This window comes from Isoptericola sp. MSGPD8_1_ISO-PGPR-S23-394 (genome assembly GCF_058072785.1).
On the sequence record NZ_CM176517.1, the window covers coordinates 668628 to 683322 of the forward strand.

The following is a 14695-nucleotide window of genomic DNA, read 5'->3' on the forward strand; positions in this document are numbered from 1 at the left end:
CCCGCCACGGTCCGTCCCGGGGCTCCGGCGCGCTGCTCGATAGTACATGCCCGTGACAGGGATCACGCCATGTCGCTGGTCACGCCTCCGCGGCGCCCCCGGTCACGGCGCGAGGAGCCCGGCGATCCGGTCCAGGACCGCGGCGACGCCGTCGCTGTCGGCGACGCGGTGCGTCGCGAGGGTCTCGCCGGGCCCGACCTTGACGGTCACGTCGTCGGCCCCGAGCACGGCGAACGCCTTCTCGTCGGTGGTGTCGTCGCCCGCGTACAGGACCCGCGTGACCGGGGCGTCGACGTCCCGCGCGACGACGGTGCGCAGCCGTTCGAGCGCCTCGCCCTTGGACGTGAGCAGCACGGCGATCTCGACCACGTCCTTGCCGTGCATCGCGTCCAGCCCGAGGCGTGCGGCGGCCTGGTCCGCGGCGGCGACGGCGGCCGCCGTGTCGTCCGGGCCGGCCTGCCGCGTGTGCAGGACGGCGGCGCTCGGCTTGCGCTGCACCCAGGCGCCGTCCCTGCCGACGACGGCGGCGTCGAGCGCCGCGGTGAGCGCGGCCAGGGTGTCGGCCTGCTCGGACGTGAGCTCGAGCGGCACCGTGTCGAGCCCGTCGGCGGTCGCGTGGCCGGTCTGCGCCCCGTGGCTGCCCACGAGGTAGGCGCCGGCCGGCGGGAGCGATCGCAGGGCAAGGTCCTCGAGGTCGCGGCCCGAGACGAAGGCGAGCCGAGCGCGCCCCGCGCTGCCGTGCGTCGCCCCGCGGACGAGCGCGGCGAGCCCGTCCACGGCCGCGCGGGTGGCCGGCGTCATGCGGGAGGCCGTCGGGTCGTCGACGAGCGGGGCGAGCACCCCGTCGAAGTCGAGGGCGACGAGCACCGCGGCGCCGTCGTCGGCCACGAGCCGCTCCAGGGCGGTGCCGAGCGGGGTGCCGAGCGTGTCAGACATGCGTGTCCCGGGAGGGCATCGCGGTGAGCACACCGAGGAAGCTCTTGGACCACTTCGCGACGTCGTCGCCCATGACCTTGCGCCGCAGCCGTCGCATGCGGCGCCGCTTCTCCTTGGGGTCCATATGCGCGGCGGCCACGATGGTGTCCTTCATCCCGTCGATGTCGTGCGGGTTGACCAGCAGCGGGCCCGGAGCGAGCTCGTCCGCCGCCCCGGTGAACTCGCTGAGCACGAGCACACCGCCCAGGTCCGAGCGTGCGGCGATGTACTCCTTGGCGACCAGGTTCATGCCGTCGCGGAGCGAGGTGACGAGCATGACGTCCGCCGCGAGGTACAGGGCCGCCATCTCCTCGGGAGGATAGGAGTGGTGGAGGTAGTGGATCGCCGAGTGCCCGATCTCGCCGAACTCGCCGTTGAGGCGCCCCACCAGGCCCTCGACGTGCTCCCGGAGCTCCTGGTAGGCGCCCACGTTCTCGCGCGACGGGCTCGCGACCTGCACCAGCGTCGTGTGCTCGGCGTCGATGCGGCCGTCCTGCAGGATCTCGCCGTACGCCTTGATCCGGTGGCGGATTCCCTTGGTGTAGTCCAGGCGGTCGACGCCGAGCATGACGACGTCCGGGTCGCCCAGGTCGGCCCGCACCTCCCGGGCCCGGGCCTGCACGTCGGGGTTGCGGGCCAGGTCGTCGAAGCGCTGGGTGTCGATCGAGATCGGGAAGGCCGCCGCCCGCACGCGCCGGCCCGGGGTGTCGCCGTCGTCCATGGACACGACCGACCCGCGGGTGGGGTGGTCGGTGAGCCGGCGGACGGCACGGACGAAGTTCGAGGCGTCCCCGCCCCGCTGGAACCCGACGAGGTCGGCGCCGAGCAGACCCTCGAGGATGCTGCGCCGCCACGGGAGCTGCTGGAACAGCTCGACCGGGGGGAACGGGATGTGGTCGAAGAACCCGATACGCAGGTCGGGCCGCAGGTCCCGCAGCATCTTGGGGACCAGCTGCAGCTGGTAGTCGTGCACCCAGACGACGCCGCCCCGGGCCGCCTGGGCGGCCGCCGCCTCGGCGAACCGCTGGTTGACGCGCCGGTAGGCCTCCCACCACTGCCGGTGGTAGGCGGGCGGGGCGATCACGTCGTGGTAGAGCGGCCACAGGGTGTCGTTGGAGAACCCCTCGTAGTACTTGCGGATCTCGCTCGCCGACAGCGTCACCGGCACGAGCATCATGCCGTCCGCCTCGAAGGGCTCGTGCGCGAGGTCCGGTGCCCCGGACCAGCCCACCCAGGCGCCGTCGTTCTCCTGCATGACCGGTTCGAGCGCGGAGACCAGGCCTCCCGGGGAGCGCTGCCAGTCGACCTCGCCGTCGGCCCCCACCGAGAAGTCGACGGGGAGCCTGTTCGCGACGACGACCAGGTCGTAGCCTCCTGAGTCTTCGGAGCTGCGTGCCGATCCCTGATCCGTCAACGTGTTCTCTCCCCAGGTTGGTGGCCCCTGCCGTGTGCTCGACAGGGTAGCCAGACGCCCACGGCGAACCTTACCGAGCACCGGTAGGGGCCGCTCGGCCTGTCCGTGCAGGGCCGCGACACGCGGCGTCACGGGCGCACCGCGGACGCGCGGACCCGTGCCCCGGCGCTACGGTGTGGCCCATGGGTGAGGGCGACGAGGCGCAGGTGATGACGACGGGTGCTCCCGCGTCCGGAGCCGACGGGGCGCTCCCCGCCGGCGCGGACGTCGGCGGCTACTCCGTGGTGTCCCTGCTCGGCCGGGGGGCGATGGGGGCGGTCTACGAGGCCGTCGACGGCGGCGGCCAGCGGGTCGCGCTCAAGGTGCTGCACGCGCACGTCGACGCCGACCCGGCGGGCCGGCAGCGGCTGCGCCGCGAGGTCGCCGCCCTGCAGCGCCTGCGGCACCCCGCCGTGGCGCAGGTGCTGGACGCGGAGTTCGAGGGGCCGCACGCGTTCGTCGTCACCGAGCTCGTCGAGGGGCTCACGCTCGAGGAGGAGGTGGACGCCCGCGGTCCGCTGGACGTCGCCGACCTGTTCTCCCTGGCCGACCAGCTCGCCGACGCGCTCGAGTCGGTGCACGCCGCCGGCGTGGTGCACCGCGACCTCAAACCCTCCAACGTCATGGTCACCGGCGCCGGGCCGACGCTCATCGACTTCGGGATCGCGCAGAGCACGGAGGACGCCCGCACCACCATGACGGGATTCGTCATGGGCACCCCCGGGTACATCGCCCCCGAGCTGCTCGACGGCGGCGACCCGGTGCCCGAGACGGACTGGTGGAGCTGGGCCGCGCTCCTGGCCTTCGCCGCCACCGGCCGCTCGCCGTTCGGGGTGCGCCCCACCGACCTGGTGCTGCGCCGGTCCCGGGAGGGGCGGGCCGACCTCGTGGGCGTGCCGGCACGGACCGGCCGTGCCCTCGCCGGGGCGCTGCACGCCGACCCGGCGCGCCGGTGGGGCCCGACCGACGTGGTCCGCGCCGTCCGCCGGGACCTCGAGGACGGGGGGAACGGCGTCGTCGGCGTGCCGGACGACCCGCAGGCGACCCAGCGCATCGTGGTCGCGGCGGGGGCCGCGACGGCCGCCCTGGCCGGAGCCACGGCGGCCGGGGCCCGCGCGAGCTCCGACACCGCGGTCTCGGGGGCGTCGGGCGACGAGCCGGGCACCGGGACCGCCGACGTCGCCCCGGCCGGACCGCCCGGCGTGCCGCCGGCACCGGGTGGCGACGAGACCGCCGTCCTCGGCCCACCGCTGCCGCCCGACGCGCAGGACACCGGGCACGTCATGACGGCCGACGACCGGGAGCGGGCACTCGTCCACGACGGCGCGACCCAGGCCGTGCCCGTCGGGGACGTGCGCTACCGCAGCTACGACGAGCTGGGCGACGTCGTGCCCGACCACGTGCCCGACGAGCCGGCCGGGCCGTACGTGGCCCCGCGCCATCCGCGGCGGTGGGGGACGGTGCTGGCGCTCGGCCTGCCGTTCGTCGTCCTGGCCGCGTTCTACCCGCTGGTCGCGTTCGGTGTCTTCTGCGGGGTCACCGTCCTGTGCCGCATCGTGGGGACGGCGGGCCACCGGTTCCACGAGCGGCGCGAGCACAAGGGCGTCCGGCGCTCGGACGGCTGGGTGGCGGCGCTGCTGCTGCCCTACCACGCGGTGGTCGGGGCGCTGGGGATCATCCCGGCCGCGCTGGTCGGCGGCTGCGTGGGGCTGCTCGCGATCGTGGGGGGCTACTGGCTGTTCGGCGACGGGAACCTTATCGTCGCCCCGTTGACCGATGTCGAGTCGCGGTCGGTCGGTGGCCGCAACGCTCCCGTCGTCTTCGGGCTCGTGCTCGTGGGGGCGATGGTGGCGGCGGTCCTGGCGACGTGGTTCGGTCCGGCCGGCCGGACGGCGCGCGACGGGGCGCGCACGATCCTCGGCAACCTCGCCCCCGGGCTGGTCGGTGCCGCGGTCGTGGTCGGGCTGTGCCTCGTCGGGTCCTGGATCCTGTACGGCCAGCTCACCGGTGACCCGCACCCGATCGAGTGGTGGCCGATGGACGGGCCGCCCTCGTTCTTCTGAGGCTCTTCAGGTCCCTCCCAGGAAGGCTCGCTACGGTCACGCGGGTCGACGCGTCCGCACAGGTAGGCTGGCGCGCGGATCTGTCGCTCCGGAACCCACGAACCGAAGGACCTCTACCCAGATGTCGAACAAGAACAAGGCCCAGCGCCGCGAAGAGGCGCGCGCCGAGGCGCTCGCGCTGCAGCAGAAGCAGGCGCAGCGTGACCGGCGCAACCGCCTCCTCGTCTTCGGCGGGCTCGGGGTCGCGATCGCCGCGCTGGTCGCCGTGGCGGCGTTCATCCTCATCAACGAGGGCGAGAAGAAGAACGTCGAGGACATCCCGCTGTCCGAGGTCGAGAACGTGCCGTCGACGGCGCTGGAGTCGGGCGGCATCCCGGTCGGCTCCGACCTGGTCGCCGGGTCGGAGAACCCCGAGGCGCCGGTCGTGGACGAGTACCTCGACTACCTGTGCCCCGTCTGCGGCCAGTTCGAGGAGATCAACGGCGCCGACGTCGAGACGATGCTCACCTCCGGTGACGCCACCGTCGTGTTCCACCCGGTGTCGATCCTCGACCGGATGTCGAGCAACACCGAGTACTCCACGCGCGCCGCGTCCGCCGCCTACTGGGTGGCCGACCAGGCCCCGGCGTCGTTCTACGCGTTCAACGAGGCGCTGTTCGCGAACCAGCCGGAGGAGAACTCGCCGGGCCTGGACGACGACGAGCTCGCGCAGATCGCCGAAGACGCCGGCGTGCCCGCGGACGCCGCCGCGGGGATCGCGGACGGCACCGCGCGGGCGACCTTCGGGCAGTACGTGCACTCCCTGACGAACGACGCGACGTCGGACGAGGCGCTGTTCAACGCCAACGGCGGCTTCGGCACGCCGACCATCCTCATCGACGGTGAGCGCTTCGAGGGCTGGAACCAGCCCGGCGCCCTGCTCGCGGCGGTCCAGGGCGACGAGCCCGCGCCGTCGGAGGAGGAGCCGGCCGAGGAGTCCTCGGAGGGCTGACCCCCGCTCCCACCGTGCTGCGGGTATGAGATCTCCGGGTCTCCGGCGACGGAACCCGGAGATTTCATACCCACAGCGCTCGGGGTTCGGTGGCGGGCCTGCGCTCGGTACGATGGACCCCGCCTCGCCGCCTTAGCTCAGCTGGTAGAGCTCCCGTCTTGTAAACGGAAGGTCGTCGGTTCGAATCCGACAGGCGGCTCCACCGCTCACCCGTCGCAGGTCTCCGCCCGACGCCCGAGTCTCCGCCCGGTGCTCCCGGGTCGGCGCCCCCTGGCCCGGTCAGCGCTCGGACGGGGGCCACGCCTGCGGCTCGGCCCACTTCGGCAGCCGGCCGTCGCCGCTCGACGTGCCGGTGAGCCGCCGTCGGACCCACGGCGCGACGTGCACCCGGGCCCACTGCGCGTCCGCCTGCAGCCGCTGCCGCAACCGCACCGCGGGCGCCGCGTCCAGCGGGGCGTCGAACGCCGGGTCGTCCGGTACGAGCCCGAGCCCGACGAGCGCGGCGTTCGCGATGCGGCGGTGCCCCTCGTCGGTGAGGTGGATGCGGTCGTCGGACCACATCCGCCAGTCCTGCAGGCTCTGCAGCCCCCACGTGTCGAGCACGAACGCACCGTGGCGCCGCGCGATGGACCAGATGTTCGCGTTGTAGATGCCGACGCGCCCCTGCGTCCAGTTCAGGGCTCCCGCCGTGCGGAACCCGGTGGCCAGCAGCACGTCAGCGCCCGTGGCGCGGATCTGTGCGACGGCCCGCTCGAGGGTCGCCGAGAGCCCGTGGACGTCGGCCTGCGGCCGCAGGATGTCGTTGCCGCCACCGACGAGCGACACCAGGTCCGGTGCCGTGGCGAGGGCCGTCGGGACCTGCTCGGCGATGATCTGGCGCAGCTTGCGGCCCCGGATCGCCAGGTTGGCGTACTCCAGCGGGGCGTCGCCGCGGCGCTCGGCCAGGTGGTCGGCGAGCCGGTCGGTCCAGCCACGCTGGACGCCGTCGGACTCCGTGCCGGCGGCGACGGGGGTGCCGTCCGTGCGTGGGTAGGGGTCCCAGAGCCCCTCGGAGAACGAGTCGCCGATCGCGACGTAGCGCGACCAGCGCGGGGGGCCGGCAGGGGTGCTCTCGGGCGAAGTCACCCCGCCATTCTGCACCCGTCGCTCAGGGCAAGCGCCAGTCCACGGGTGCGGCCCCCTGCGCCTCCAGCAGCGCGTTGACGCGCGAGAACGGCTTGGAGCCGAAGAATCCGCGGTAGGCAGCCAGCGGGCTCGGATGAGCGGACTCCACCGTGGGGGTCTCGCCGAGCCACGGCTTGAGCGACGCCGCGTCCCGGCCCCACAGGATCGCGACCAGCGGTCCGCCGCGCGCCACGAGCGCCTTGATCGCGGCCTCCGTCACCTGCTCCCACCCCTTGCCGCGGTGCGACGCCGGCTCGCCCGGTCGCACCGTCAGCACCCGGTTGAGCATCATCACACCCTGGTCGGCCCACGGGCTCAGGTCGCCCGACGACGGCGGGGGAGCGCCGACGTCGTCCGCCAGCTCCGTGTAGATGTTGGCCAGGGACTTGGGGACCGGGCGCACGTGCGGCTGGACGGAGAACGACAGCCCCATGGGATGCCCGGGCGTCGGGTACGGGTCCTGGCCGACCACCAGCACCCGGACGTCGGCCAGCGGGCGCCGGAACGCGGCGAAGACGTCGCCCGGGGCGGGCAGGTACGTGCGGCCCGCGGAGACCTCGTCGCGCAGGAAGTCCCCCATGGCGTGGATCTGCGGTGCGACGGAGGAGAGGGCGGCCGCCCAGTCGGGTGTCATCACGGTGTCGAGCGCCGGGCGCGTCGTCGTCGGGGTGTCCACGACGGCGACGCTAGCGCACCCGCCCCGGGAGCTGTCAGAACAAGGCTCCTGTCTGTCGCCACGTGGTTCTGACAACTCGGGTGGGTCGCGACGCGCGGCGACAGATGCCCGGGACAGCGCCCGAGGTGCCCCATACTGGCCGCTATGAGCGAGATGCTGGTCCAGGACATCGACACCACGACGGAGGCCCCGTCGTCGGCCACCGACACCGGTGCGCTGACCGACCGGGACCGCGAGATCCTCGCCTTCGAGAAGCAGTGGTGGAAGTACGCCGGCTCCAAGGAGCAGGCCGTGCGCGAGCTCTTCGACATGTCGGCCACGCGGTACTACCAGGTGCTCAACGCCCTGATCGACACCCCCGCCGCGCTCGAGCACGACCCCATGCTCGTCAAGCGGCTGCGCCGGATGCGGGCGACCCGGCAGCGCGCCCGCACGGCCCGGCGCCTCGACGGCACGAACGGCTGACCTGCGGCGGCGCGATGCTGACCGGGACGCTGAACAAGGGCTGTAGGTCTCGCGACGGGGAACCGCTACCCTGTCCGGCGTGACCAAGAGCCAGTACCCGTACCCGCCCGACGAGTTCGACGTCCGCGGTCCGGAGGGCGCGCCGGTGGGTGTCCACCGCGAGCCCCGGAGCGGGTGGAGCTCGATGTGGCCGTTCCTGCTCGTGGCCGTGGTCTTCGCCGGCCTCGGCGTCGGCATCGTCGCCTACCTGTCCGACGGCGGGGACACGCCCGAGGCGAACCCGCCCGCGGCCTCCGAGCAGTCGCCTGCGCCGGAGGACTCCGAGGGCGGTGAGGACGCCGAGGGGGCCGAGGGCGAGGAGCCGGCCGACGGTGAGGAGCCGACGGACGGCGAGAGCGCCGAGGACGGTGCCGGGGACGACGGGTCCGAGGACGACGAGTCGGAGGAGCCGAGCGACGAGGAGACCGACGAGGGAGCCGACATCGAGGCCCTCGTCGCCGCCGGCGACACCGGCGCCCTCGTGCGGGTGCTGAACGACGACAGCGGCGAGAGCGGCGAGGCGGGGCGTGGTGCCGACGCGCTCGCGGAGCACGGCTTCACCAATACCGAGGCGAACAACTACGACGGCGACTCGGGCCAGTCGACCAACGTCGTCTGGTACGCCGAGGGGCGTGCGGAGACGGCGGCGGCGGTCGCCGCGATCATGGGCATCCCGGCCGAGGAGACGTCGCAGCAGCCGCTGGCCAGCGGTGACGTCGTCGTCGTCGTCAAGGAGGCCCTCGACATCGCGGAGTAGCCGGCGTCGCTCGCCGAGGAGGGGGACGTCCCTGCGAGGATGCTTCCCTTCGAGTGACCTTCACCACTAGTCTCCTGTCCACTGCGGGGCACCGGCCCCGTGTGCCAGAACGATGAGGAGAAGTAGATGGCTCAGGGCACCGTCAAGTGGTTCAACGCCGAGAAGGGGTACGGCTTCGTCACGCCGGCCGACGGCGGACAGGACCTGTTCGTCCACTTCAGCTCGATCCAGGCAGACGGGTACCGCACCCTTGACGAGGGTCAGCAGGTGGAGTTCGAGGTCGGCCAGGGTCAGAAGGGTCCGCAGGCGGAGCAGGTCCGCCCGCTCTGACCGCGGAGGTCTCGACGGGCAGCGTCGGCGAGGGCCGGCGTCCGACGGCGCAGCGATGCGTCGGGGGCGCCGGCCTTCGCCGTGTCCGGGGTGCCGACGCCGGGCGTCGACGGGCCCGGGCGGGGGAGCGCTGTGCGCTGGCGGCGGAACGTCTTGCACTCTCGGGTGGAGAGTGCCAATAATGGGTTAGCACTCTCGACTGTCGAGTGACAGCCGGGGTGAACAACCTTGGTCGAAAGGTGAGGCACGCCCACGCCCGTGATGTGAACGGTGCGGGGGCGCGTCGTCCGTCGCGGGCACCGGTCGACCGTCCACCAGCCACAGCGGAGGATCAGTCCCCATGGCCAAGATCATCGCGTTCGACGAGGAAGCTCGTCGGAGCATGGAGCGCGGGCTCAACCAGCTCGCCGACACCGTCAAGGTCACGCTCGGCCCCAAGGGCCGCAACGTCGTCCTGGACAAGAAGTGGGGCGCCCCCACGATCACCAACGACGGTGTCTCCATCGCCAAGGAGATCGAGCTCGAGGACGCGTTCGAGAAGATCGGCGCCGAGCTCGTCAAGGAGGTCGCCAAGAAGACCGACGACGTCGCGGGTGACGGCACCACCACCGCGACCGTGCTCGCCCAGGCGCTCGTGCGCGAGGGCCTGCGCGTCGTCGCGGCCGGCGCGAACCCGATCGCCGTCAAGCGCGGCATCGAGAAGGCCGTCGAGGCGGTCACCGAGCAGCTGCTCAACGCCTCGGTCGAGGTCGAGACCAAGGAGCAGATCGCCGCCACGGCCGCGATCTCCGCCGGCGACCTCGCCATCGGCGAGCTCATCGCCGAGGCCCTCGACAAGGTGGGCAAGGAAGGCGTCATCACCGTCGAGGAGTCGAACACCTTCGGCCTCGAGCTCGAGCTCACCGAGGGCATGCGCTTCGACAAGGGCTTCCTCGCCCGCTACTTCGAGACGGACCCGGAGCGCCAGGAGGCCGTCCTCGAGGACCCGTACGTCCTGATCGTCGAGTCGAAGATCTCGAACGTCAAGGACATGCTGCCGCTGCTCGACCAGGTCATGAAGTCCGGTCGCTCGCTGCTGATCATCGCCGAGGACGTCGAGGGCGAGGCCCTGGCGACCCTGGTGCTGAACAAGATCCGTGGCACCTTCAAGTCCGTCGCCGTCAAGGCCCCGGGCTTCGGCGACCGCCGCAAGGCCATGCTGCAGGACATCGCCGTGCTCACCGGCGGTCAGGTCATCACCGAGACCGTCGGCCTCAAGCTGGAGAACGCCACGCTCGAGGAGCTCGGTCAGGCCCGCAAGGTCGTCGTCACCAAGGACGAGACCACCATCGTTGAGGGCACCGGCGACGCCGACCTCATCGCCGGTCGCGTGCAGCAGATCCGTTCCGAGATCGAGAAGTCGGACTCGGACTACGACCGCGAGAAGCTCCAGGAGCGCCTCGCCAAGCTGGCCGGCGGCGTCGCCGTCATCAAGGCCGGTGCGGCCACCGAGGTGGAGCTCAAGGAGCGCAAGCACCGCATCGAGGACGCGGTGCGCAACGCGAAGGCCGCCGTCGAGGAGGGCATCGTCGCCGGTGGTGGCGTCGCGCTCCTGCAGGCCGGTGCCGCCGCGTTCGCCAAGCTGGAGCTCGAGGACGACGAGGCGATCGGTGCGCAGATCGTCAACGCGGCGATCTCGGCCCCGCTGAAGCAGATCGCCATCAACGCCGGCCTCGAGGGCGGCGTCGTGGCGGAGAAGGTCCGCGGTCTCACCCCGGGTCACGGCCTCAACGCCGCGACCGGTGTGTACGAGGACCTGCTCGCCGCGGGCGTCAACGACCCGGTCAAGGTCACGCGCTCCGCGCTGCAGAACGCCGCGTCGATCGCCGCGCTGTTCCTCACCACCGAGGCCGTCGTGGCCGACAAGCCGGAGCCCGCCGGTGCCTCGGCCGGCGACGGTGGCGGCATGGGTGACATGGGCGGCATGGGCTTCTGATCCACGCCCGCTCGGCGCGGTAGACCGCGCCACGCACGACGACGGCCGGTCGTCCTGGGAGCCTCGCTCCCGGGACGACCGGCCGTCGCCTTTCGCTGTGGGTATGAAATCTACGAGCTGTCGTCGCTCAGGCCTGGAGATTTCCTCCCCACAGCGGCGGCGCGGGGGGTCAGCGGGCGAAGAGGCGCGCTGCCTGGCTCTCGGCCTCCGCGTACGTCGTCGACGCCGACTGCAGCGCCGCCGTCACGGAGTCGAGGGCCGTCTCCACCTGGGCCTGCGCCGACTGCCACTGCGTCATGACTCCCGCGAAGGACGTCGCCGCGCTGCCGTGCCAGCTCGCCTGCAGATCCTGCAGGTGCCGCATCATGGCGCCCACCTCCGCGCGGATCTCGCCCACGGAACCGTTCACCGCGGCGCTCGCCTGCGCCACCCGATCGCTGTCGACCTCGTATCGCACGTGCTGCTCCTTCGTCGTGGGTCCCGGTGGACCGGGCTGGCCTCGACGGTAGGGCGCGGTGCGCGTCCCGCGCCGTCGTCGTCCACAGCCTGTGGACGACCGGACGTACGGAGGGTCAGCGCCGGGCCGGCCCGGCCGTCGCCTCCTGGCCCAGCTTGCGGCGCTCCTTGACCAGGCGGTGCAGCTCGGCGTCGAGGTTCTGCCGAGCAGGTTCCTCCCACGTCGCGCCGAGGGGGCTCACGTAGAGCTTCGGGCGGCCCAGCAGCTTGGTCAGGACGTTGATCCGGGCGTCGAGATAGTCCGACAGCGGGATGTGGGCGTACTCGGCGCGGATCTCCGCCACGTACTCCTTGTAGCGCTGGGGCTCGGCGGCGAGCATGCCCAGGTCGGCGTCGTTGAGGACGGCGGAGTCGAAGTCGCCGGGTGCCGCCTTGTGCCGGGCGAGCGTGTCGACGAGCTCCCCGACGCGGTCCGCCGACTCGGCGGGGATCCCGAGCTCCACGAGCTGGGTGCGCGCGAGCTCGGCGCTGAGCGTCGTCTGCTCGCCGCCGCGCGTCGCGTAGGCGACCTTGCGGTCGGCGTCGAAGACGGCGCCGTGGTACCAGGCGGCGAGCCGGACGAGGTCGGGCCCGTGGGTCTCGTGCGCGAGCTCGTCGACCCGGTGCAGGACGGCGGCCAGGTGACGCAGGTTGTGGAAGTGGCGGCCCGGCCCGGACCAGCGCTCGATGAGCTCTTCACCCACCGCGCGGATCGAGTCCTCGGACCCCGTGGCACCCGCCCCTCGACAGGTGCGGACGAACGCCGAGAGAAACCACTGCGGCGCGCCGGCGCTGAGGACGCCCATCGCTATCAAGACCTTCGCTCGGAGATCGTTCTCTGTCTCCCTGCCAGCCTACGACCGCCGACCGACAAACGTGTCCGGTGCGCCGACCCGTGCCGACAGGGCCGTCACGCAGCGTAGTCGTCGGCGCTCGGAAGGAGAACCCGCACGGTCAGTCCACTGCCGGGCGTCTGCGCCACGGACGCGGAGCCGCCGTGCGCCCCGAGGATCGCCGCCACGATCGCCAGCCCCAGCCCGGACCCGCCGGACTCCCGGTTGCGCGAGGAGTCGGCCCGGTAGAAGCGTTCGAAGATCCGCCCGGTCTGGTCCGCCGGGATGCCCGGTCCGTGGTCCCGCACCTCGACGACGACGCCGCCCGCCGCGGTCCCGAGGGCGAGCTCGGCCGGCGACCCGGCCGGCGTGTGGCGCGCGACGTTGCCGACCAGGTTGGTGAGCACCTGCCGCAGCCGGTCCGCGTCCCCGACGGTGCGCAGGGCCGACGGCGGGGCCTCGCCGGGACGCAGCCCCGTGACCGTGACGGTGCGGGTCGGGTCGAGGGCGTGGAGGTCCTGAGCGGTCTCCCGGGCGAGGTCCGCGAGATCGACGACGTCGTGCCGCATCGGGCGGCCCTCGTCGAGGCGGGCCAGCACCAGCAGGTCGTTGACCAGCGCACCCATCCGGCGGGCGGAGTCCTCGATGCGGACCATGGTGTCGTCCACCTTGTCCTCGGTGTCGAGGGCGCCCATCCGGTAGAGCTCGCCGTAGCCGCGGACCGTCGCCAGCGGGGTGCGCAGCTCGTGACTCGCGTCCGAGACGAATCGCCGCATCCGCTGCTCGGAAGCCTCCTGGGCGGCGAACGCCACCTCGATCTGGGCGAGCATCGCGTTGAGCGAGCGGGACAGGGAGCCCACCTCGGTCGAGGGCGGCTGCTCCGGCACGCGGCGCGACAGGTCGCCCTCGGCGATGGCGGCCGCCGTGGCCTCGATCCGGCGCAGCGGGCGCAACGAGTGCTGCACGAGCCAGAGGGCCAGGGCGCCGCCCAGCACCACGATGCCGAGGCCCGACCAGAGCAGGGAGCTCGACAGGTAGGCGGTCGTCTTGTCGACGGCGGCCATGGGCAGCGCGACGTACGCGGCGCCCTCCACGGGGCTGTCCTGGGTCTGGCGGCAGGGGATGGACACGACCCGCCACGTCGTCGGGTCGGAGCCGCCCGCGGAGTCGACGGTGAAGGGCTCGAGCCCACGGTCCACCACGGTGGTCAGCGACTCGTCGGGAATCCTCGGCTCGCCGAAGCGCTCGAGCGTCGCGTTCCAGCCCTCGGGCCCGCCGTAGAGGCCGTTGCAGTTGCGCAGGGCGACGGCGTAGTCGCTGGGGATGTGCTGGCTGCTCTCCGTGGGGTTCAGGGCCGTCATCCGGGCCACGCCCTGGGCCGACTGCTTGAGCTGCGTGTCGAGCTGGTCGACCAGATAGTTCGACACGACGGTCCGGGTCGTCAGGCCGGCGATGATCATCCCGGCGCCCAGCAGCAGCACGATGATCGCGACGAGCCGCACCCGCAGCGGCACCCGGGCGAGCCAGCCCCCGCGCGACCCCTCCGGTACCGGCTCCTCGGTCGCGCCTGCGCCCGCAGGTGCCGCCGCGCCCTCGGCGGCCTCCGCCGTCGGGCCGGGGGCGTCCGTGCCCGACGGCGGGACCGCCACCGCGTTCGCCGCCCCGGGGGCCTCCGGTGCGGCGAACGTCGGCTCGGTGCGGTCGGGGCGGTCCGAGGTCATCGCTGCGGGGCTCGCAGCAGGTAGCCGACGCCCCGCTTCGTGTGGATCAGCGGCGGCAGCTCGACGTCCTCGCCGTCCGGGCCGGTGACGGCCACGTGGTCGATCTTGCGCCGCAGGTAGGAGATGTAGGACTCGACGATGTTCGCGTCGCCGCCCCAGTCGTACTGCCACACGTGGTCGAGGATCTGCGCCTTCGACAGCACCCGGCCGGCGTTGAGCATGAGGTAGCGCAGCAGCTTGAACTCGGTGGGGGACAGGTCGATCTCGACCCCGGACCGGCGCACCTCGTGCGAGTCCTCGTCGAGCTCGAGGTCGCCGACGCGCACGACGGCGTCGTCGTCGGGCTCGCCGCCCGCGGTGCGGCGCAGCACCGCGCGGATCCGGGCCACGACCTCCTCGAGGCTGAACGGCTTGGTGACGTAGTCGTCGCCGCCGACGGTCAGGCCCTGGATCTTGTCCTGGGTGTCGTCGCGGGCGGTGAGGAACAGCACCGGCGTGTGTCGCCCGGTGGCGCGCATGCGGCGGGTCACGGTGAAGCCGTCCATGTCGGGCAGCATCACGTCGAGCACCACGAGGTCCGGCTCCGTGTCGCGTACGAGCTGCAGGGCGCTCGCGCCGTCGGCGGCGGCGTGCACCTCGAACCCGGCGAAGCGCAGGGAGGTGGAGAGCAGCTCACGGATGTTCGGTTCGTCGTCGACGACGACGAGCCGGGCTTCGGGCGTGTCGGTGGAGGCAGCCATGGCTCCAGTGTGCGCCGA

The 14695-nt window shown here is 72.9% G+C and carries 14 protein-coding genes and 1 tRNA gene; 7 read left to right on the forward strand and 8 right to left on the reverse strand.

Annotated elements, in window-relative coordinates:
- Positions 1-102: 102 nt before the first annotated feature.
- Entirely contained in the window at positions 103-936 is an 834-nt protein-coding gene (gene otsB / locus AC3RJ8_RS03060; protein WP_489714483.1) for a trehalose-phosphatase, read from the reverse strand.
- Positions 929-2389, reverse strand: coding sequence for an alpha,alpha-trehalose-phosphate synthase (UDP-forming) (locus tag AC3RJ8_RS03065; protein WP_489714484.1), 1461 nt, complete (start codon positions 2387-2389; stop codon positions 929-931). The genes otsB and AC3RJ8_RS03065 overlap by 8 nt, the downstream gene beginning before the upstream one ends.
- Before the next feature lie 182 nt (positions 2390-2571).
- On the opposite strand from AC3RJ8_RS03065, the gene AC3RJ8_RS03070 reads away from it, so the two are divergent.
- The 3 genes from AC3RJ8_RS03070 to AC3RJ8_RS03080 all read left to right on the forward strand — a co-directional run bounded on the left by AC3RJ8_RS03070 (position 2572) and on the right by AC3RJ8_RS03080 (position 5684).
- The gene (locus tag AC3RJ8_RS03070) at positions 2572-4491 is read left to right on the forward strand and encodes a serine/threonine-protein kinase (protein WP_489714485.1); all 1920 of its coding nucleotides are present in this window, start codon (positions 2572-2574) and stop codon (positions 4489-4491) included.
- Positions 4492-4612: 121 nt separating this feature from the next.
- The gene (locus AC3RJ8_RS03075; protein ID WP_489714486.1) at positions 4613-5482 is read left to right on the forward strand and encodes a DsbA family protein; all 870 of its coding nucleotides are present in this window, start codon (positions 4613-4615) and stop codon (positions 5480-5482) included.
- Positions 5483-5608: 126 nt separating this feature from the next.
- Positions 5609-5684 (forward strand) — tRNA-Thr (locus tag AC3RJ8_RS03080).
- A 77-nt stretch (positions 5685-5761) separates the two neighbouring features.
- Here AC3RJ8_RS03080 and AC3RJ8_RS03085 read toward each other — a convergent pair.
- Positions 5762-6607 (reverse strand): SGNH/GDSL hydrolase family protein, encoded by an 846-nt coding sequence (locus AC3RJ8_RS03085; protein WP_489714487.1) that lies wholly within the window; start codon positions 6605-6607, stop codon positions 5762-5764.
- Between the two features lie 22 nt (positions 6608-6629).
- On the reverse strand, positions 6630-7280 hold the full coding sequence (locus AC3RJ8_RS03090; RefSeq protein WP_489715561.1) for a uracil-DNA glycosylase: 651 nt from the start codon (positions 7278-7280) through the stop codon (positions 6630-6632).
- A 195-nt stretch (positions 7281-7475) separates the two neighbouring features.
- Between AC3RJ8_RS03090 and AC3RJ8_RS03095 the strand changes: the two genes are divergently transcribed.
- The 4 genes from AC3RJ8_RS03095 to groL all read left to right on the forward strand — a co-directional run bounded on the left by AC3RJ8_RS03095 (position 7476) and on the right by groL (position 10888).
- On the forward strand, positions 7476-7787 hold the full coding sequence (locus AC3RJ8_RS03095; RefSeq protein WP_489715562.1) for a DUF3263 domain-containing protein: 312 nt from the start codon (positions 7476-7478) through the stop codon (positions 7785-7787).
- Positions 7788-7866: 79 nt separating this feature from the next.
- Entirely contained in the window at positions 7867-8583 is a 717-nt protein-coding gene (locus AC3RJ8_RS03100; RefSeq protein ID WP_489714488.1) for a LytR C-terminal domain-containing protein, read from the forward strand.
- A gap of 126 nt (positions 8584-8709) precedes the next feature.
- On the forward strand, positions 8710-8913 hold the full coding sequence (gene cspE, locus AC3RJ8_RS03105) for a transcription antiterminator/RNA stability regulator CspE (protein WP_106266085.1): 204 nt from the start codon (positions 8710-8712) through the stop codon (positions 8911-8913).
- A 340-nt stretch (positions 8914-9253) separates the two neighbouring features.
- On the forward strand, positions 9254-10888 hold the full coding sequence (groL, locus tag AC3RJ8_RS03110) for a chaperonin GroEL (RefSeq protein WP_489714489.1): 1635 nt from the start codon (positions 9254-9256) through the stop codon (positions 10886-10888).
- 169 nt (positions 10889-11057) lie between these two features.
- On the opposite strand, the gene AC3RJ8_RS03115 is transcribed toward groL, so the two are convergent.
- The 4 genes from AC3RJ8_RS03115 to AC3RJ8_RS03130 form a co-directional block, all read right to left on the reverse strand.
- Positions 11058-11345 (reverse strand): WXG100 family type VII secretion target, encoded by a 288-nt coding sequence (locus AC3RJ8_RS03115; protein WP_489714490.1) that lies wholly within the window; start codon positions 11343-11345, stop codon positions 11058-11060.
- 115 nt (positions 11346-11460) lie between these two features.
- The gene (locus AC3RJ8_RS03120) at positions 11461-12189 is read right to left on the reverse strand and encodes an HD domain-containing protein (protein ID WP_407320583.1); all 729 of its coding nucleotides are present in this window, start codon (positions 12187-12189) and stop codon (positions 11461-11463) included.
- 104 nt (positions 12190-12293) lie between these two features.
- Positions 12294-13937, reverse strand: coding sequence for a sensor histidine kinase (locus AC3RJ8_RS03125; protein WP_489714491.1), 1644 nt, complete (start codon positions 13935-13937; stop codon positions 12294-12296).
- Positions 13934-14677 carry a response regulator transcription factor gene (locus AC3RJ8_RS03130; RefSeq protein WP_489714492.1) on the reverse strand — a complete coding sequence of 248 codons (744 nt, stop codon included), beginning with the start codon at positions 14675-14677 and terminating at the stop codon, positions 13934-13936. The genes AC3RJ8_RS03125 and AC3RJ8_RS03130 overlap by 4 nt, the downstream gene beginning before the upstream one ends.
- Between the last annotated feature and the right edge of the window lie 18 nt (positions 14678-14695).